This is a genomic window from Sutterella massiliensis, assembly GCF_016899755.1.
Lineage (GTDB): Bacteria > Pseudomonadota > Gammaproteobacteria > Burkholderiales > Burkholderiaceae_F > Sutterella > Sutterella massiliensis.
Window position 1 is genome coordinate 14986 of sequence record NZ_JACJJC010000005.1, and the last position, 19804, is coordinate 34789.

The 19804-nt window shown below is 61.8% G+C and carries 13 protein-coding genes and 1 tRNA gene; 6 read left to right on the top strand and 8 right to left on the bottom strand.

What is annotated here, in order from left to right; all coding sequences use genetic code 11:
- Position 1: 1 nt before the first annotated feature.
- The 3 genes from tsaD to rpsU form a co-directional block, all read right to left on the bottom strand.
- Entirely contained in the window at positions 2–1033 is a 1032-nt protein-coding gene (tsaD, locus tag H6A60_RS04335) for a tRNA (adenosine(37)-N6)-threonylcarbamoyltransferase complex transferase subunit TsaD (RefSeq protein WP_205102192.1), read from the bottom strand.
- 154 nt (positions 1034–1187) lie between these two features.
- Positions 1188–1631, bottom strand: coding sequence for a GatB/YqeY domain-containing protein (locus H6A60_RS04340; protein ID WP_205102193.1), 444 nt, complete (start codon positions 1629–1631; stop codon positions 1188–1190).
- A 199-nt stretch (positions 1632–1830) separates the two neighbouring features.
- A complete protein-coding gene (gene rpsU / locus H6A60_RS04345; protein ID WP_008811706.1) occupies positions 1831–2043 on the bottom strand; it encodes a 30S ribosomal protein S21 in 213 nt (70 codons plus the stop codon).
- 294 nt (positions 2044–2337) lie between these two features.
- Between rpsU and H6A60_RS04350 the strand changes: the two genes are divergently transcribed.
- From H6A60_RS04350 to rpoD, 3 genes are all read left to right on the top strand, one after another.
- Positions 2338–3294 carry an ATP-binding protein gene (locus H6A60_RS04350; protein WP_205102194.1) on the top strand — a complete coding sequence of 319 codons (957 nt, stop codon included), beginning with the start codon at positions 2338–2340 and terminating at the stop codon, positions 3292–3294.
- A gap of 123 nt (positions 3295–3417) precedes the next feature.
- Positions 3418–6150, top strand: coding sequence for a DNA primase (dnaG, locus tag H6A60_RS04355; protein ID WP_205102195.1), 2733 nt, complete (start codon positions 3418–3420; stop codon positions 6148–6150).
- 446 nt (positions 6151–6596) lie between these two features.
- Complete coding sequence (rpoD, locus tag H6A60_RS04360; RefSeq protein WP_205102196.1) at positions 6597–9383, top strand: RNA polymerase sigma factor RpoD; 2787 nt, start codon at positions 6597–6599, stop codon at positions 9381–9383.
- A gap of 150 nt (positions 9384–9533) precedes the next feature.
- Here the strand turns inward: rpoD and H6A60_RS04365 are convergent, their stop codons facing one another.
- Positions 9534–10085 carry a prolyl-tRNA synthetase associated domain-containing protein gene (locus H6A60_RS04365; protein WP_205102197.1) on the bottom strand — a complete coding sequence of 184 codons (552 nt, stop codon included), beginning with the start codon at positions 10083–10085 and terminating at the stop codon, positions 9534–9536.
- A 666-nt stretch (positions 10086–10751) separates the two neighbouring features.
- Here H6A60_RS04365 and H6A60_RS04370 point away from each other — a divergent pair.
- The 3 genes from H6A60_RS04370 to H6A60_RS04380 all read left to right on the top strand — a co-directional run bounded on the left by H6A60_RS04370 (position 10752) and on the right by H6A60_RS04380 (position 15166).
- Positions 10752–12779, top strand: coding sequence for a sigma-70 family RNA polymerase sigma factor (locus tag H6A60_RS04370; RefSeq protein WP_239477581.1), 2028 nt, complete (start codon positions 10752–10754; stop codon positions 12777–12779).
- A 248-nt stretch (positions 12780–13027) separates the two neighbouring features.
- Entirely contained in the window at positions 13028–14458 is a 1431-nt protein-coding gene (locus H6A60_RS04375; protein ID WP_205102199.1) for a DEAD/DEAH box helicase, read from the top strand.
- A gap of 459 nt (positions 14459–14917) precedes the next feature.
- A complete protein-coding gene (locus H6A60_RS04380; protein WP_205102200.1) occupies positions 14918–15166 on the top strand; it encodes an AbrB/MazE/SpoVT family DNA-binding domain-containing protein in 249 nt (82 codons plus the stop codon).
- Positions 15167–15203: 37 nt separating this feature from the next.
- On the opposite strand, the gene H6A60_RS04385 is transcribed toward H6A60_RS04380, so the two are convergent.
- The 4 genes from H6A60_RS04385 to H6A60_RS04400 form a co-directional block, all read right to left on the bottom strand.
- Positions 15204–16013 (bottom strand): class I SAM-dependent methyltransferase, encoded by an 810-nt coding sequence (locus H6A60_RS04385; RefSeq protein WP_205102201.1) that lies wholly within the window; start codon positions 16011–16013, stop codon positions 15204–15206.
- A gap of 222 nt (positions 16014–16235) precedes the next feature.
- Positions 16236–16311: transfer RNA gene (locus H6A60_RS04390), tRNA-Glu, on the bottom strand.
- Positions 16312–16471: 160 nt separating this feature from the next.
- Complete coding sequence (gene gltX / locus H6A60_RS04395; protein ID WP_205102202.1) at positions 16472–17866, bottom strand: glutamate--tRNA ligase; 1395 nt, start codon at positions 17864–17866, stop codon at positions 16472–16474.
- Between the two features lie 282 nt (positions 17867–18148).
- Entirely contained in the window at positions 18149–19738 is a 1590-nt protein-coding gene (locus H6A60_RS04400) for an ABC transporter substrate-binding protein (RefSeq protein WP_205102203.1), read from the bottom strand.
- Positions 19739–19804: the final 66 nt, after the last annotated feature.

Sequence of the window (19804 nt, forward strand, 5' to 3'; positions counted from 1 at the left end):
GTCAACGGCCGGCGAGCGACCAGCGCGGCTTGACGCCGAAGGACGTGCTGCGTCGGCACGCTTCGATTTCCTCCGGCGTCATCGACTGCAGGCGCGCCAAGCCCGCAGCGGCGATCATTGCGCCGTTGTCGGTGCAAAGCCGCATCGGCGGGAAATAAATGCGCCCGCGGCGACGGCGAACGACATCGGTGAGCGCCGCTCGCAGCTGCTTGTTTGCGGAGACACCCCCCGCGACGACCACTTCGGTCATCTTTGTCATGCGCATGGCGCGGATGAGCTTTTGTGAAAGCACGTCGGTCACCGCATCGACGAAGCCGCGCGCGAGGTCGGCGCGGAAAGTTTCGTCATTCGGGGCTTCAGCCTTTGTAACGGCCGTGAGCACCGAAGTCTTGAGGCCCGAGAAGCTCATGTCAAGGTTGGGCGAATGAATCATCGGGCGCGAGAGCTCGACGGCGCCGGGCGTCCCCTTTTCGGCGAGCGCGGAAACGGCGGGGCCGCCCGGGTACGGAAGCCCCAAGAGCTGCGCGGTTTTGTCGAAGGCTTCGCCGGCCGCATCGTCGAGCGTCTCGCCGAGGAGTTCGTACTTGCCGAACGCTTCGACCTTCATGAACTGCGTGTGGCCGCCCGAGACGAGGAGCGCGAGGAACGGGAATTCGGGCTTGGGATCGGCCAAGCGCGCCGCGAGGAGGTGGCCCTCCATGTGGTTGATGCCGATCACGGGTACGTCAAGCGCCCAGCCGATCGCGTGACCGACGGAGGCGCCGACGAGGAGCGCACCCGCGAGTCCCGGACCTTCCGTGACGGCGACCGCGTCAATGTCGCTGCGTTTGCGGTCCGCCTTCTCGAGCACGACGTCGGCGAGCGCCACGGCACGGCGGATGTGGTCGCGGCTCGCGAGTTCGGGCACGACGCCGCCGTAGGCGCGGTGCATGTCGATCTGCGTGTGCAGCGCGTCGGCGAGGAGCCCTTCGGTATCGGAAATGAGAGCGACGCCGGTTTCGTCGCAGGAGGATTCAATGCCAAGTACTAACATAGTGCGGGCATTTTAGGCGGTTGCCGCTCGGCGCGGCGATCCGTGATTCAGAAAAAAAATGATGCCTCCCGCGCCGGACTCTGCACGCACCGAAACGTCCGGGTGCGAGGCCGACGAGAGAGGCGCTTGGCGCGTGCCCTTCCCGGGCGGCGCTTTAGGCCGTGAGGCGAGCCTTCACGAGCGCGGAAACCTTGCCGAGGTCGGCACGACCCGCAACGCGCGGCTTCACGAGGCCCATCACTTTGCCCATGGCGGCCATGCCCGTCACACCTGCGGCGGCAACGGCTTCGTCGATGATCGCGGCAATTTCGGCTTCGGTGAGCTGCTGCGGCAGGTAGCTCGCGAGCACGTCGATTTCAGCCTGTTCCTTCGCGGCGAGGTCTTCGCGGCCGCCCGCACGGTACTGCTCGACCGAGTCGCGGCGCTGCTTGACCATCTTGGCGATCACTTCCATTACCTGCGCATCCGTCGCTTCGATCTGCTCGTCGATTTCGCGCTGCTTGACGGCGGCGCGCAACAGGCGAATCGTGCCGAGGCGCGCCGTGTCGTGCGCGCGCATGGCGCTCTTCATGTCTTCGTTGATTTTGTCCTTGATCATCGCTAAGGCCCCTTTGTGTTCGGGATGATGAGCTTCTGAAAGAAGAAAACGCCGGATTCCTCGTTTCTCTGAGGCCCGGCGTTCCCTTGAGGAAGAGCCGGCATTACTGCCGCGCTCCTCGCGCGTATCTGTCTTGGGACTGATGCAACGGATCGGGCACATGCCGCCCTAACCCGCGCGCTTCCCAAACGAAGCTCGATTAGTAGAGCTTCTTCGGCAGCATCATGCTGCGCAGGCGCTTGTAATGACGCTTGATGGCGGCAGCCTTCTTGCGCTTACGTTCGGCCGTGGGCTTTTCATAGAATTCGCGGGCGCGAAGTTCCGTGAGGAGGCCCGACTTTTCGATCGTGCGCTTGAAGCGGCGAAGGGCAACTTCAAACGGTTCGTTTTCCTTGACGCGGATGGTAGGCATCAGACACCTGAAAATAATTGTTCCCGGAAACATCAAAAGCCGCTGCATCCGGTTCCGGGGCAAGATGCAGTCAATCGTTGAGGGAACGGATTCTGTCACAAATTTTTCGAAGTGGCAAGCCTGATGCCGTTATTTGTGCAACCGATTGAGAATATTGACTTTATTTTCTTTAAAACGGAATTTTATTCAATATATGTATTGGATAAAATCCGATATAAATATCGGATAAAATCCCTGTTTGATTTTGTGCAAGCGACTGCCGCTTGCTTCGGACGTTTTTGACGGTGCAGATTGATGTCGGAAAAAGAAATGACGGCGCTGCCGCAGGTTGGGCATGCGGCAGAAGAGCGTGGGTTGGTGCGGGCGGCGTCGGGTGCAGGCACGCAGGCCGCCCCCTATCTCCCGAGCTTTGCGTGTCTCTCCGCCGGCGCACAGACGATGCCGCCCGAAGCGCTTTGGCGCGCCGTCTTCGAGGGCGCCTGGCCCGACGCGTTCTTTGAGAGCGACGAAGGGCTCGCGCTTTTGCACGAAAACCTCGTGCTGCGACTCTCGGGCGACGCCGTCGAACAGGCGCGTGCCAGTAAGGGTGCGGAGTTTCGCCGCTTTCTCTCTGCACTCGCGCGACTGAGCGGCGAAGTGCTTCGCTACAACGCTCTGGCCAGAGACGCAGGGGTGACGGCCGAAACCGTCAAGCGCTGGGTGGCGGCGGCGGAGGCCGCGGGCATCGTCTATCTCCTGCGCCCCTGGCCGGGTGAAACCGGGCGTCAGCTCATGCGCTCGCCCAAGCTTCTCATGATCGATACGGGTCTCATCGCGGCGCTCCTCGGGCTGCGTACGCCCGACGAAATGGCCTCGCACCCGGCGGCGATGCGGTTTCTGGAGACATTTGTCGCTACGGCTGTCATGCGAAGCTGGAGCGAAGCAGCGGCGCCGCATGCCTTCTATTACATGAAGGACAGCAAGGGCTTTTCGATCGACCTGCTCATCGAAACGGAAACGGCGCTCTATCCCGTCAACGTCCAAAAGGGCGATACGCTCGGAAAGGCCGATTGGCGGTCCTTTGAAAAGCTCGCGCGTCTCTCGGGACTCGAGAAGCCCGTCGGCACGGGGGCTGCGATCGGTCTCACGCCGCGCGCCTTTGCCGTGAGCGACACGGCTGTCGCGCACGGCCCCGAATGGATTTGGGAGCGGCGTCTCACGCTCGGGCGCGCACGATTGACGGAGGATGCGAACGAAGACGCATCTGCGTGACCGTTCGCAGGCCGTCGATCGCGTTCGGTACGGATCTTGTCCGGCGAAAGAAGCTCGGTACAATAATTGGTTTTTGTAAAAGCGGAGCGAAGAGCGCTCCGGACCGTTTCTTTCGTCGTTCGCATGATTCCAGAGGGCTTCATCACCAGTCTGCTCGACCGCGCCGACATCGTCGACGTGGCCGGCCGTTACGTCCAGCTCAAGAAGAGCGGGCGCAACTACATGTGCTGCTGCCCGTTCCACAAAGAAAAGACGCCCTCTTTTTCGATCAGCCCTTCGAAGCAAATCTACAAGTGCTTCGGCTGCGGCAAATCGGGCAATGCCATCGGCTTTTTGATGGCAATCGAAAATCTGGAGTTCCCCGAAGCCGTTCGCAAGCTTGCGGGTTTTTACGGCATGGAGGTCCCCGAGGATCGCTCGCCCGCCAAGCGTGCCGCCCGCGAGCGCGCGAAGTCGCTTTCGGATTTCATGCAGGCGGCGGCCGACTTCTACACGCTGCAGCTTAAAACGACGAAAAAGGCGATCGACTACCTCAAGGCGCGTGAAATCTCCGGCGAGACGGCGGCGCGCTTTGCGCTCGGCTACTCGCCCGACGGCTGGCATGCGCTCAAGGCGGTCTTTCCCGACGAGCGCTACGACGAGCCCAAGCTCCTCGAAGTGGGGCTCGTCAACGAAAAGAACGGCCGCCGCTACGACGCCTTCCGAGACCGCATCATGTTCCCGATCCGCAACCCCAAGGGGGCGGTGATCGGGTTCGGTGCGCGCACGATGAAGGGCGACGAGCAGCCGAAGTACCTCAATAGTCCCGAGACGCCCATCTATCACAAGGGCTCCGAGCTCTACGGCCTTTACGAAGGACGCAGCGACATTGGCGAGAAAGGCCGCGCCATTGTCTGCGAGGGCTACATGGACGTCATCCAGCTCTCGCAGGCTGGGTTCCGAGAGGCCGTCGCGGCGCTCGGGACGTCGATTACGCCCGAGCACGTGCGAAAGCTCTTCAAGCTTGCCGACGTCGTCTACTTCTCCTTTGACGGCGACTCGGCGGGCCGCAAGGCAGCCAAGCGCGCGCTGGAGGCGGCGCTTCCCGTTCTCACCGACACGCAGCGCGCCAATTTCGTGCTCCTGCCGCCCGAGCACGACCCCGACAGCCTCATCAAAGCCGAGGGGGCGCAGGCTTTCGAGCGCGAACTCGAAAAGTCGCTGCCGCTCACGGACTTTCTGAAGAGCCTTCTCCTCGAAGGCAAGTCGCTCGTCTTTGCCGAAGAGCGCGCCAAACTTGTTGCCGAAGCCAAGCCCTTCATTCTTGCGCTGCAGCACGCGCCCGTGCTGCGGCTCTCGCTTATGAAGGAGATTGCGGGCCTCGCACGTCTGCAGCCCGAAGACGTGGCTGCGCAGTACGGCTTGGCCCAGGGGAATTCGCCGAGTACGGCGAGCGGCGCGCTTTCGGGCGGCTACTACGGCGGCCGAGGCGCCTATCAGAGCGGCTGGCGAAGCTACCGGGGTGCGGGCGGGGGCTACGCGGGCTTGCGAAATGTGCAAAACGGCTGGCGCTCGGACCGACGGTTCGGGCGAGGGTACGACGGCTACTACGACCGGGGCGGCTACATGCCGCGTCCGGAGCCGCGCGTTCCCGTCAAGGATGTGCGCGACCGCATGCTGCAGTGCTTCCTGGCTTATCCGGCGCTTCTTTCCGAATTCAGCCACCAGATCGAGGACGAATTCATTTCGAGCGAGCACCCCGCCGCGCAGCGTATCGTCGAGGTGTGGCGCGCGGCCGCGCAGGAGGAAGAGGAAACGGGCGACGTCCTCAACCCGGCGTCGCTTCTCTCGGTGCTCGAACATTCCGAGCACGCGCAGTACTACCTGAAGCTGCTGGCGGACGAACTCGTTATCGAAACACCCGAAGAGGGGGCGCGTCTTGAGCTCAAGCGCGCGTTTCTCGACCTGGAACTCGAACGCACGAATTCGCGGCTTCTCCTCGAAGGGCAGGCGACGTTGCCCGACGAGGCGTTTCTCAAGCAGCTTGCGCTGCGGCGTGCCGAACTCGACGCACGCATCGAGGCTGCCAAGCTCGAAGAGCAGAACTACCGGCGGGAAGTCGAAACGCGCGAACGCAATTCGGGCGGCGCTGCCGGCGCCGCTTCGGAGAGCGACGCGCCGAAGGCGCTTTCCTCCAACCCGAAGGTGCGCGCGCTCCAGATGCACTTTCTCGGGGCCGATGCGGCGAAAGCCGAAAGTGCGGCGCTCGAGCGTTCGTCCGAGCCTGCTTTCGCTTCCTCGGGCAGCGCTTGGCGGCCTGAGGCTGCGCGCCGCGAAGAGAGTGCGGCCGTGTTCGGCGCCGCGCCGCCCGCGGCTTGGTCGCCCGCGTCTGCCCTGGCGGCCGCTGCAGCGACTGTTGCTCAACCGAGCGAATCGGCACCCGCCGCTTCGCCCGAACCCGCTCGTCCGGCTGCGGCGCCTGTTCCCGCGAGCAGCTGCGTCTCACCGGCAGCTTCACCCGAGGCGATCGCCAAGCGCAATGCCGCGCGCGCCAATCGCGACGCGATTCTTGCTGCGCTCATGGCCGATGCGCAAAAGCGCGCCGCTCAAAAGGGTGTTTCAACGGACGGTTTCTTCGGCGCGGCGCCGGTTGTGCCGGGCGCTCCCGGCGTGCCGCCCTCTGACGGCTCGGACCTGCCGTCGGGCGGTCCGGACCCCGACATGGCGGGGACTTCGGGCTTTGCCGATGCGGGTGCCGTTCCCGAAGGCTTCAACGATGTCCCGCCCATTGAGGACGACGAAGCCTACGCGTTCGAGTCTGATGCGGGCGGCGATGAATTCGATGCGGCCGACTTCGACCGATTCCGCGGCCGCTGATCGGTCGGCCGTACTTCCCGAGAGGCGTTGCGCGCGCCCGTGCCGGGCGTATCCGAATGCGGATGAGGCGTTCAAACAAGCAAATTCGCCGTGAAAATCGTTTCCGCCGTCTAGGTAGAACGGAGTACGGAAACGTTTTGTTACAAAATAGCGTGCAGTATGTCTTGAAATCTCTAGGGTTTCTTCGGATGGATCAAAGGTCGAAAAGGGGCCGATATGGCAAAATTTCGAGGATATACGTCCGTTTCGGTGGTTCGGGAGCCGTTTCGGAAGTCTTTCACATAAAAGTTGACGGGGCGTGCGGCCGGGGCGGCCGACGCGCTTCGATGCGCACACCTCTGCGGGCTGCCTGCGGCTGTCCGACGGGGGCTTTCGGCATTTAGAGCGGCGGCGTTTCGCTTAAAGCGGCCCCGGGGCTGCGGCCGCAGAGCACGGAGTGGTTATACATGGCTGGTTCAAAAAAAGCGACTGAAGCGAAGGATTCGTCCGTTGAAAAGACCTCGGCGAAGAAAGCGAAGAAGTCGGCATCGAAGGCGGCGCCGCTCGAGACGGCCGGCCTGACGCTCTCCGTGGAGGCTGTCGACGTGCAGGAAAAGAAGACGAAGAAGCGCCGCACGAAGGCGGAGGCGGCCGAAGAAGCGCTGCAGAGCGCTGCGGCGACGGAAGCGACCGAAGCCGCCGAAAAGCCCAAGAAGAGCAAGCCCTCGAAGAAGGCGAAGGCCGCCGTCGAAACGGCGGCGCCCGAGGCTGCCGAGAGCGAAAAGGCGCCCGAGGATGAGAAGGCGGCCAAGCCCAAGAAGTCGCGCTCGACGAAGAGCAAGGCTGAGAAGGCGGAAAAAGCCGAAAAGACCGAAAAGAAGTCCGCCCGCGCGAAGAAGGCGAAGGCCGAGGTTGCCGAGGCGGCTGCCTCTGAAGAGGCCGAACCCGCCGAAGCGAGCGAAGCGACGGCCGAAGCCGCGTCCGAGGGCGAAGAAAAGCCCAAGAAGACGCGCGCGAAGTCGACGCGCACGAAGAGTGCCAAGACGAAGACCGCCAAAAAAGACGCCAAGCCCAAGAAGAGCGCGCGCGGACGCAAGAAGGCCGTTGAAGACGACGATCTCGACGGGTTCGAGGGCGACGACGACAATTTCGCCGACGTGATCGACGCCGAAGACGCCGACGACTACGAAGATATTCCGGAGCTCGAAGGACTCGACGATGTTTCGTCGGGTGAAGGCGCCTCGCAAGACGACGTAGAGGACGTCGAAGGGGTCGAGGAAGCCGAAGAGACTGCTGCCGACGCCAAGAGCGAAGCCGCGGCCGACGCCAAGGGCGCAGCGCCCGCAAAGAAGACGCGTGTTTCGCGCAAGAGCCGCGCCGCCAAGGAAAAGGCGATCCGCGAAGCGATGGCGCACGGCTACAGCGTTGACGGCGACGACTCGCAGGAAGTGCGCCGCTCGCGCCTCATTAAGCTCATCAGCATGGGCAAGGAGCGCGGCTACGTCACCTATAGCGAAATTAACGACAACATCCCGAATACGCTCCTTGACGACGACGCGATCGAAGCGATTGTGCACATTCTCGGCAACCTCAATATTGCCGTGCACGAAGTCGCGCCCGACGAGGAGCAGCTCCTCATGCAGGGCACGGGCGCCGCGATGAGCGAAGAGGATGCCGAGGCGGAAGCCGAAGCGGCGCTCTCGACCGTTGACAGCGAATTCGGCCGCACGACCGACCCCGTTCGCATCTATATGCGCGAAATGGGTTCGGTCGAGCTGCTTTCGCGCGAAGGTGAAATCGAGATCAGCAAGCGCATCGAGGACGGCTTGAAGCACATGGTGCTCGCCATTGCCCGGTGCCCTGTGACGATCGAAGAGATCTTGAAGAGCGCACACGCCATTCGCGAAGGCGACACGCCGATCGACGAAATCGTCGACGGCCTCGTTTCGACGAACGACGAAAAGGGCGTGCTCGGTCACAACGAAGACGAAACGGATATGGGCGCCTCGGCCATGACGGTCGGGCAGCTGCAGGAACTCAAGAAGAAGAGCCTGGAGATCTTCGACCGCGTCGAAGCGCATTTTGACGAATTAAAGCGCGTCTTCGTCGAAGAGGGCCCCGACGCCGCGTCGCTCGAAGACTACAAGGATCGCATCCAGCAGGAACTCATGGGCATTCGCTTTACGGCGAAGAATGCCGACAAGCTCTGCGAAACGCTGCGCCGCACGGTGAACGACGTTCGCAAGAGCGAGCGCACCGTCTACGACGAGCTCGTGCGTCGCATCGGCATCAACCGCGAGTGGTTCCTCGGCAACTTCATTGCCAACGCCTCGCGCGTGGGTTGGATCGACGAAGTGGCGGCGAAGTACCCGGAAAAGGCGCCTGCGATTCTGCGTATGCGTGCGACCGTTGAAGAAGAGCAGCGACACTTGGCCGACCTCGAAAAGCACGCCTATTCGACGGTGGGCTCGCTTCTCGATACCTATAAGCAGATGGCTACGGGTGAAGCCAAGGCGCGCAATGCCAAGCGCGAAATGACCGAAGCGAACCTGCGCCTCGTCATTTCGATCGCCAAGAAGTACACGAACCGCGGCCTGCAGTTCCTCGACCTGATCCAGGAAGGCAACGTCGGCCTCATGAAGGCCGTCGACAAGTTTGAGTATCGCCGCGGCTACAAGTTCTCGACCTATGCGACCTGGTGGATCCGCCAGGCCATCACCCGCTCTATCGCCGACCAGGCGCGCACGATCCGCATTCCGGTGCACATGATCGAAACGATCAACCGCATGAATCGAATCACGCGTCAGGTGCTGCAGGAAACCGGGGTCGAGCCCGACAGCCGCAAGCTTGCCGAGCTGATGGAAATGCCCGAGGACAAGATCCTCAAGATCATGAAGATCGCCAAGGAGCCGATTTCGATGGAAACGCCGATCGGCGACGACGACGATTCGCACCTCGGCGACTTCCTCGAAGACACGCAGACGGTGGCGCCTTCGGAAGCCATCCAGAATACGAGCCTCTCGGAGACGGTCCGTCAGGTGCTCGACAGCTTGTCGCCGCGCGAAGCGAAGGTGCTTCGCATGCGCTTTGGCATCGAAATGCAGTCCGACCACACGCTCGAAGAGGTGGGCAAGCAGTTCGACGTGACGCGCGAACGCATTCGCCAGATCGAAACGAAGGCGCTTCGCAAGCTCCGCCACCCGTCGCGTGCCGACAAGCTTCGCAGCTTCATCGAAGGCGACAACAAGGACTGACGTTCGTTTCGCGCTCGCTTGGACCGACGGGGGCCGCCAAAGGCGCCCGCCGCATTGCAAAGAAAAACGCACGACCGCTCGATCGGCTGTCGTGCGTTTTTGCGATCGGCTCGCTCGAACGAAGCGCAAGCGCTCTGCGCGGGCGCGCCTTCAGTCAAAGCGGCAGAGCGTAACGCGTACGCCGCTCGCTTCAAGAAACGCAATGAGGTCGCTCGTTTTCAGATAGACGGTTGCCGTGTTGTCGTTCGGGTGCAGACCGATGAGGTTTTCTTCGTCGAGAAAATCGCGGTCGACAAAGAATTCGACGACATGCGCGCGGTCGTTCAGGAGGCCGAAAGGCGAAACGGCGCCAGGGAAGAGGCCGAGGAGCGTAGCAAGCGCTTCGGGTTCGGCGAGTGTGAGTCGGCGCGTCCCGTGCGCCGCGCGGAAAGCTTTGAGGTCGACACGCTTTTCATCGCGAACGCTCATAAGGAAATAGCGCGCTTTCTTGTCGTCGCGCACGAAGAGGTTTTTCGCTTGAGCGAGCGGATGCGGGCGCTCGAGCGCCCGCGCTTCGACCATGTTGTAGACCGCGGGATGCTCGTGCAGTTCGAACGCAATGCCCGCTCGGGCAAGCGCTTCAAGTACGCGTGCGCGTTGCGCTCGGCGCATTTCGGTCTGATCGTCGTCGTGACTGCGGACGGTCGCTTGTGGGGTACTCAATTTTTGAGATCCTAAAATGTTTCGTTTTCTTCCGGCAGGACGGAATGATCGCAGGAATTATCCCGAAAAGGGACAATGAGAGCGTCACTTCGACGCCTTTCAAACGGCGTCTCGAACCGTACTTCAAAAGAATGCTTGACGTCATTTTTGACCGTTGGTCGAGAAAAGTGACGCATTTGACATTCGCTTTTGCGTCGAATTCGCAAAGCTGTATTGATTTTCGACAGAAAAAAGCATCGAATCACGGCTTTTGACGCCGAGAGAATATTGCTTTTTTGGATTGAAAAATGTAGTCGATCCTTGTATTCTGAACGCCTTTTTTCCCGCTGCCCTTTGTGGCAGCTTTTTCGTGTGTGCGCCCCTTATAAGCGGGCCGAAAGCTCCGAAGTGCGAATGCGTCAGCCGGTGGGACCGGAGAGAGAAGAGAATGCGCCTTCGTTCGAGCGCGGCCCGACGCTGAGGAAAGGTTCCTCCGGGCAGCTCATGCGGCAGAAAGCTCGCGCGGGAAAAGACTGTGCGACCTCCGAAAGTCCGTTTCGGCGTCGGGGCGTTCACACGAGAAAGATTCGAATTCGCACGGATTGTGCGGCGGCTGCAAGCGCTGAATCGGCCCCGGAGGAGCGGGCGGGCGCACGCCGAACGATTCGCTGCAAGCTTGGGGAAAACATGGCCAAGACGACCAAGACCACCACCCGAAGAAAGAAGAAGACCGTTGCCGACGAGCAGCTCGATGACGTGCGAGTCGACGACGATGCGCCCGTCGAGCTCGGTGAAGTCGACGGCGACGATATCGAGGACAACGTTGACGAAGCGAGTGCGCTCGACGCGTGGCAGGCGGGCGCCGAAGACGCCGGTTCGGCCGGCATCGACGACGTGTCCTCGCACAACGGCTACGGCGAACTCGTGCGCCTCGGCGGCAGCCGCGGCTGGGTGACGCTCGCCGACATCAACGACCACCTGCCTGAAAGCGCGCTGAAGACCGCCGACAGCCTGCAGGAAGTGACCGAGCAGCTCGTGCGCCTGGGCATCCAGGTCTTTGAGGCGCCGCCCGATGAGGACGACATCCTCATCAACGGCATGCTCGGCGACAACGCCGAAGAAATCGACGAAGACGATGCGGCCGTGATGCTCACGCCCGAAGAGTCCGCCGGTCTCTCGAAGGACCCGCTGCGCGCGTACCTGCGCGGCGTCGGTTCGCACAAGCTTCTCACGCGTGCCGGCGAAATCGAAGTTGCCAAGTCGATCGAACAGTTCACGATCAAGCTCGTTTCGACGATGGTGCAGTACCCGAATGCCGTCGCCGAAATCCTGCGCCTGGGCGAAGGCCTGAAGGACGAAGGCGTGCCGGTCGACACCGTTGTCGACGGCTTCAACGACTCGCAGCTCGTTGCCGAAGAGGCGCTTGCTGCCGAAGCCAATAGCGACGAGACGCACGAAGAAATCGCGACCGACATCGGCGCGGCGGCCATGACCGCCGAGCAACTCGCCGAAATGCGCAAGCGCGTCCTCTCGATTTTCCGCAAGTGCGCCAAGGCGCTCAAGGTCGTTGAAGAAAGCTTCGGCGATCCGGAAAAGGAAAAGGAATACCGCAAGGCCCTGAAGACCATGCAGACGGCGCTCTCGCCCGTGCGCTTCTCGGTGAAGCTCGTCACGCAGATCACCGAACACATGAGCGCGCACATGGAAGAGGTGAACGCCACGCTCAAGGAAATGCGTCACATTCTCGTCGATCAGTGCCGCATGCCGCAGCAGGAAGCGCTTGCGCTGCTCAAGAGCGAGGACGTGATCCGCGAAGGCGTCTTCGAAGAGATTGCCGCTTCGGGCAAGCCTTGGTCGCTCGCCGTCGGCCGCAGCGTTGCGCCGCTCAATGAAGCGCGCGTGAAGCTCGTGGCCAACGAAAAGAAGGCTTTCATGAAGCTCGAAGAGCAGCGTGAGCTGCACCGCGCCATGCGTCTCGCGCAGACGAACCTCATGCAGGCCAAGGCGAAGATGATCGAGGCGAATCTGCGTCTCGTGATTTCGATCGCCAAGGGCTACGTCAACCGCGGCCTTGCGATGACCGACCTCATTCAGGAAGGCAACCTCGGCCTCATGAAGGCGGTCGACAAGTTCGAGTACCGCCGCGGCTACAAGTTCTCGACCTACGCGACCTGGTGGGTTCGCCAGTCGGTGACGCGCGCCGTTGCGGACTTCGGCAACACGATCCGCATCCCGGTTCACATGACGGAGTCTTACAACAAGCTGCGCCGCCAGAAGCAGAAGTTTCTGCAGCAGCACGGCCGTCAGCCGACCGAGCAGGAACTCGCCGATCTCACGGATCTGCCGATCTCGAAGGTGCTCCTGCTCACGCAGTCGATGCGCGGCGTCGAATCGATCGACGCGCCGATCGGCGACGAAGAAGACGCTACGAAGCTCGACTTCGTCAAGGGCAGTGAACACGACGATCCGAGCGTTGCTTTCCAGGATCGCTCCATGGTCGAGTGCATCAACAAGACCCTGAACGATCTGCAGCCGCGTGAAGCCCAGGTGCTGCGCCTGCGCTACGGCATCGGCACGAATCAGGATCACACGCTCGAAGAAGTGGGCCGCATGCTCGGCCTCACGCGCGAGCGCGTGCGCCAGATCGAAGCGGCGGCTATCCGCCGCCTGCGCCAGCCCGAAAAGAGCAACACGCTCAAGGACTATCTGCAGTAAATCGCCGCAGGCCCTGAAGACAAGCGGGGCCACGGCTTCGAAGGAGCCGCTTCGTGCTCCGTCCGTCGGACGGAACTCGGGCGGCTTCGCTTTTCCGAGCGTCGCGCCGTGCGAAATCGTGCGGATTCGAAAAAACGCGGCAATCGGGTAAAATCAAACGTTTCCGTGATCTTTCAAGCGCGCATTGCGAGCAAGGTGCGCGCGAGAGAGCGCCGGCGCTTTCATCATTTTCGACAGACGCATTCAGGATGTCTTCCTTCGAACAATTCGGTCTAGATTCCCGCATTCTTTCCGCCATCGCCCGCATGGGCTATCGGGAGCCGACGCCCATCCAGGCGCAGGCGATTCCCGTCGTCATGAGAGGGGGCGACGTTATGGGAGCGGCACAGACCGGCACCGGGAAGACTGCGGGCTACGGGCTGCCGCTTCTTGAGCGGATTCTCCCGAAGGCCAATACCTCCGCTTCGCCCGCACGTCACCCCGTGCGCGCGCTCATCCTGACGCCGACGCGCGAACTTGCCGACCAGGTGAACGAAAACCTCGTCAAGTACGCTGCAGACGTGCCGCTTCGCGTAGGTGTTGTCTACGGCGGCGTCGACATTCGTCCGCAGGCCGACATGCTGCGTCGCGGCATTGAAGTGCTCACCGCGACGCCCGGGCGACTCCTCGACCATGTCGAAAGCCGCGCCGTGAACCTTTCGCAGGTCGAAGTGGTCGTGCTCGACGAAGCCGACCGCATGCTCGACATGGGGTTCCTGCCCGACATTTCGCGCATCCTGAAGCTTTTGCCCGCCAATCGCCAGAGTCTGCTCTTCTCGGCGACTTTCTCGCCCGAAATCAAGCGTCTCGCGAAAAATTTCCTGCGCGACAATCCGGCGATCATCGAAGTGGCGCGAGAAAATTCGACGGCCGACACCGTGACGCAGGAGCTCTTCAGCGTCTCCGAGCGCGACAAGACCGACGTTCTCATCGATATGCTCAAGACGCGCGGCCCCGAAGGCGGTCCGCTCACGCAGGTGCTTGTCTTCGTCAACGCGAAGATCACCTGCCGACGCTTGGCGCGTACGCTCGAGCGCGTCGGTATCAATGCCGACGCCATTCACGGCGACAAGACGCAGGAAGAGCGTCAGGCCGCGCTCGAGGGCTTCAAGAGCGGCGCGATTCACGTGCTCGTTGCGACCGACGTCGCTGCGCGCGGGCTTGACATCAAGGAGCTTCCCTTCGTCATCAACTACGACGTGCCTTACAGCGCCGAAGATTACGTGCACCGCATCGGCCGCACGGGGCGTGCGGGCAGCAAGGGCGTCGCTTCAATGCTTGCGACCGAGAGCGACGCGCGTCTCGTTGAGGCGATTGAAAAGCTTACCAAGCAGAGCTTCACGGCAATTCCGCTTTCGCCCATGCCGCGAAGCCGCCGTCCGTCGCGCCGCGGCACCCCCGCTGAACGCATCGATACGCCTGAGGACGAAAAGCTCGCACGCGAACGCGCTCGCGCTTATGTGCCGCCCTCTCAGCGCCTTCGCGATCCGATTTTCGATATGCCCTATATCGAGCATACGAACCGTACGGGCGAGAAGGCCGGGCAGCAGGCGCCCGCTTATCTCGAGCGCCGTGAAAAGAAGCGCCCGCTTGCCGCGCTTCTCGGTGGTTTCCCGATTGCGCGCAGCCGCGACGCGTGATCTCCAAAAGCCGAAGAAGCCCTGACGTGCCATTGCTTTTTCAAGGCGCTTGGGGCATACTTCAAAAACGACATGACGAGTTGAGGTTTACTGCCTCATGCCAACCTGCCGCAGAAGGCGTCTGAAAGGCTCATAACCGAAGGGCGCGTTCACATTCCCCGGGCAAGGTGGCCGGTTTCGCCAAGTGCGAAGCCAATGCGGTCGGCATCGCGGATGCGGACAACTATACGGGACTAGGAAACGCAAGGAAGGACCTCTCGCGTCGTTGTCGGCTCGGGAGGTTTTTTTGCGTCCGCGTCAAGTGCGTTCGATGCGAAAAGACGTTCGCCGAGACAATCGGTTTATTTGAAATTTCGGTCGGGGCGCGACCTCTCCATCTGACAGCGCCCGGGCGGATTTGTTTCCGGATTGCCGGGCCCGGCGCTGCGAGTGCCGCAGACGGCTAAAGAGGAGCAGACGATGTCGCATCGACTCACCATTAAGGGGCAGGTCACGATCCCCAAGGAAATTCGTGAATTCCTAGGCCTTGAGGAAGGCAACTCCTGCGTTGAATTCGCCGTCGAGGACGATGGCACCGTCACGGTTCGCAAGGCCGAAGCGACGCGTCCGCGCTTTGAGCGCCGCCGTGCCGCACCGACGCGCTCGAGCTACGCAGGCGTGCGTCCTGCCACGGGCGGCGTGCTTGCGCTCCTCGCGGGCGGCCTCTGAGGCGCCCGCTTGGTTGGCATTGCTTGGTTGAACGTCTTTAGAGTGCAGGCTTTTCCGCACGAACGACGAACATCGGCACGGGATTCCAAGCTTCATCCTGCTCAAGGTAGATGCGCCTTGAGAGCGTCTCGTCCGCGTCGACCGCCGCAAAGCCGAGTGCTTCGAGCGTCGCCTTATCCCAGGCTGGTCGCCGCTCACGGCTGATCGAGAGCGTCGCCTTGATTTCGTCGCATTCGTTGAGACGCGTTTCGCCGATCCCTTCGTGCGCGTTCTCGATGCCGTCGGCTTCGAGTTCGGCAGTGAGATTCGTGAACGAAACGGCGCCATAGTCGGCGTCAAAGACCAAGAGCTTTCCGCCCGGGCGCAAGAGACGAAGCCATTCGCGATAAGCGGCCTTCGGGTCCGGGAGTGTCCAAACCAAGTTGCGCGAGACGATGAGGTCGAACTGTGCGTCCTCAAAGGCGTCGAGCGCCTGCGCGTTCATGACGTAGAACTGCGTCTTGTCGGCAAGCGAAAGCTCTTCGGCCGTGCGCTTTGCTGCGGCAATCATTTCCTCCGAAAGGTCAACGCCGACGGCGCGCGCGCCGAGCGTAGCCGCCAAAAGCGCAAGAAACCCCGTTCCCGTACCGATATCGAGGACGTCGAGTCGACCTGTGTTTCGTTTTGCGGCGATCGCCCTATAAGCGGGTTCGATCTCGGCGAGCCAGCGTACCTTCAAGGGGCCGGCGAACTCAAAGGCGCGCGTTTCCCGAAAGCCTTCGGCGCGCCCGTCCCAGTAGCGGCGGATGCGCGGCAGAATCGGCTGCGCTGCGGTTTCGCTCTCACTCATGTCGTGCGGAATCTCCATTGATTCGGTCGGGTGTCGACCGGCTTTTAGGATGATATCGAGTTTGCGCTGGATGTCCGCACGTTGCAGTGCCCGATGCTTGCCCGAAAATGCCCGAGCGTACGTGCGCATTCACGAAACGGATCGGCGGGTTGAACGGTGGCTTGGTAGGCCTGAGAGGTATAGGCAACAAAAAAGCCTCCGGAACACCGAAGGCTTGCAGTACAGGGATCTTGATGCGATTGGCGTCCCCATCCGGATTCGAACCGGAGTTCGCAGCGTGAGGGGCTGCTGTCCTAGGCCTCTAGACGATAGGGACTCGCGAGAAAACAAATTCTATGCCTCTCGCACGAAGAAAGCAAATTTCGTTTTGTTTCGGATCAAGAAAAAAGCCGTCCGAGTTTTTCGAAGTAAATTCGAAGCGGCGGACGGCTTTCAGTTAACCGGGGGGCCGGTGAGAATGCCGACCGCCGGGCGCGTTAGGCGAGTGCGGCGCGGATGCGTTCGAGCACCGTGTCGCGGCCGATCAGGCAGAGCGTGATGTCGATCTGCGGCGTGCGGTCGGCAGCGCAGACGAGTACGCGCAGCGGCGTGGCGAGTACCTTCATCGGGATTTCGCGTTCGGTCATCACGGCCTGGATGCAGTGGTAGACGTTTTCGGGCGTCACCTCTTCGAGCGCGGCGAGCTTTTCACCGAAGAGCGCGAGCGCTTCGCGGCCGCCCGAGGCGAGCGCGGCTTCGGCAGCGGCGGGATCGATCTTCGGGTCGACGTAGAAGAAGAGAGCGCTTTCGGCAAGCTTTTCAAGCGTGGCGGAGCGGCTCTTGAGGAGCGCGCAAACCTGCGCGAGGTCCGGGCCCTTTTCGATCGAGCCGCCGTGGGCTTCAATGCGGGGCTTCACGAGTTCAGCAAGGCGCGCGTCGTCGGCTTCCTTCATGTACTGCTGGTTGAGCCAGTCGAGCTTCTTCCAGTCGATGCGGGCCGAGGCGCGCGAGCAGTCGGCAAGCTCGAAGATCTTCGCGAGTTCTTCGCGCGAGAACTTTTCCATGTTCCCGTGACCCCAGCCGAGACGGGCGAGGTAGTTGAAGATCGCTTCGGGGAGATAGCCCTGCTTTTCGTATTCGAGGACCGAAACCGTGCCGTGGCGCTTCGAGAGCTTCTGGCCGTCGGGACCGCAGATGAGGGGCAGGTGCGCGAAGACCGGCACTTCGGCGCCGAGCGCGTTGTAGATGTTGATCTGGCGCGGCGTGTTGTTGATGTGGTCGGCGCCGCGGATGACGTGGCTCACCTTCATGTCCCAGTCGTCGACGACAACGGCAAAGTTGTAGGTCGGGATGCCGTTACGCATGATGATGAGGTCGTCGAGTTCGCTGTTGGCAACCGTGATCGGACCGTAGACGGCGTCGTTCCAGGTGACCGTGCCTTCGTCGGGGTTGCGGAAGCGAATGACGGGCTTGACGCCTTCGGGAATGGCCTTGCCCTTGGCGTTTTCGGGGCGCCAACGGCCGTCATAGCGGGGCTTGAGGCCCAGGCGCTTCTGTTCTTCGCGCATTTCGTCGAGCTCTTCGGGCGTGGCGTAGCAGTAGTAGGCATGACCCGAGGCGAGCAGCTGATCGACCACTTCCTGGTAGCGCGCAAGGCGGTCCATCTGATAGATGGGGCCTTCATCGTAGTCGAGGTTGAGCCACTTCATGCCGTCGAGAATCACCTGGACAGCCTCCTTCGTCGAACGAACCTGGTCGGTGTCTTCGATGCGCAGCAGGAACTTGCCCCCGAAGTGACGGGCAACGGCCCAGCAGTAGATGGCGGTACGCGCGGTGCCGAGGTGCATCATGCCCGTGGGACTCGGGGCGATGCGGGTGCGGATTTCTTTCATGACAGACAGTGAAGTTAGCAGCTCCGTCGAGCGTTTGCCGCTTCGGTCGGAGCACAAAAAAAGAATCTGAAGGGCAGCATCGGTCGCGCACGGCTTGAGACGCACGCGTGCCGAAAGCGTCGCCGAGATGCGAATTCTACCTCGCAAGAATGTCGGGCATTCTTAACGAGGCGCCGCTTCTCGCGGCAACACCTTGTTTGGATACGAAAAACGCCCGATGCGGCGCCGCTCGGTGCCGCATCAGGCGTAAGCGTGTGCGGCGGCCAAGCGCCGCACGGTCGATCATTCTTCCCAGTAGGCGTTATAGAAGTCAAAGCCGCCGTCGGGGCGCAGCGTGAAATTCTTGAGCTTCACGCTCGCGCCCGCCGTGTTCTCTTCATAGAGAAGGAACGCCCAGGGCGCGTCGCTCCAAGCGATGCGCTGCGCTTCGTTGTAGAGCGCCTGACGCTTTTCGGCATCCGTTTCAACCTGCGCGCGGTCGAGAACGTCGTCAAGTTTCGGGTTGGCGTAGTAGGACGTGTTCATGAACTTCGGGGGCGCCTCGCGGCTGTCGAGCACCGGTCGGATCGTGAGGTCCGGGTCCATCGTCGAGTCGGCCCAGCCGACATAGTAAAGACGCGACTTCGCGTCGTCGGGATTCTGAACGGCATAGACCTCGCTCGTGCGAACGCCGGGCTCGAGGAGGCGCGTCGTGACTTTGATGCCCACTTGGCGCAGCTGCTGCTGAATGAACTGCACGGCCTTTGAGGCGGTCGTATTCGTGTAGGCCGACCAGAGCGTCGTTTCAAAGCCGTTCGGGTAGCCCGCTTCCTTCAAGAGTTCGCGTGCTTTTTTCGGGTCGTAAGGCCAGGGGCCCATCTTGAGCGACGTGGGCAGCTTCGGCGGAATGATGCCCGACATCGGTACGGCGTAGCCCGCGTAGGCCACTTTGGCGAGCGCCTCCTTGTTGATCGCATAGTTGATCGCTTCGCGAACGCGCTTGTCGTTAAAGGGCTTGACGCGATTGTTGATCGAGAGATAGCGCGACATGAGCGACGGCATCGATTGGATTTCAAGCGACTTGTCGTCTTTGAGCTGCGCGATCTGCTCGAGGGGCATGGGCGTCACGTACTGCGCTTCGCCCGTTCGCAGCATCGCCGCGCGCGTTGCGTTTTCAATGACGGGCACCCAGTGAATCGAGTCGAGTTTCGGCAGTCCCGGCACGCGGTAGTTCGGATTCTTCTTGACGAAAATCCCGTCGTTCGGATTGAAACGCTCGAGCACATAGGGGCCCGTGCCGCAGGCGCGCGTCGCGAGCTGCTTGCCGGTGCCGTACTTTTCGATGTAGCTCGGGCAGATCATCTGCGGCGTCGTTGCAGCCAGGCGCCCGATGAAACTCGGCATGGGTTTTTTGAGCTTGAAGCGAACGGTCGCGGGGTCAAGCACTTCAACCTTCTCGATCATCGAGTAGGCCGAGTAGCGGTTGAGCCGGTTTTCGGGATTCAAGAAGCGGTCGAAATTCACCTTCACCGCTTCGGCGTTGAAGTCCGTGCCGTCGTGGAACTTCACGCCCGTCTTGAGTTTGATCGTGTATTCGCTCGCGTCGGCCGAGGCTTCAAAGCTCTCGGCGAGTTCGGGAACGGGCTTGAGGTTCTTGTCGAAGGTGAAAAGTCCCTCGTAGATGGATTTGGCGCAGATGCGCGTCAGTACGTCCGGGCAGTCGTAGGGATCGAGCGTCGAGAAGGCGGCGCCGACCGCAACCGTAATGTCCTTGGCGGCAATGCCAGCAGACGCCGTAATGAGTACGGCGGCAAGCGAGGCCGCAATCGCGGCGCGGCCGCGAACGGAAGTGAATCGGTCAGCCTTCTTCGGGTTCGATCTCTTCGATTGCATGGAGCACCTTCTCGGGTGAAACGCTCGTCTCGTGCTGCTTTTGAATAAGCCCGCAGACGCGCAAAA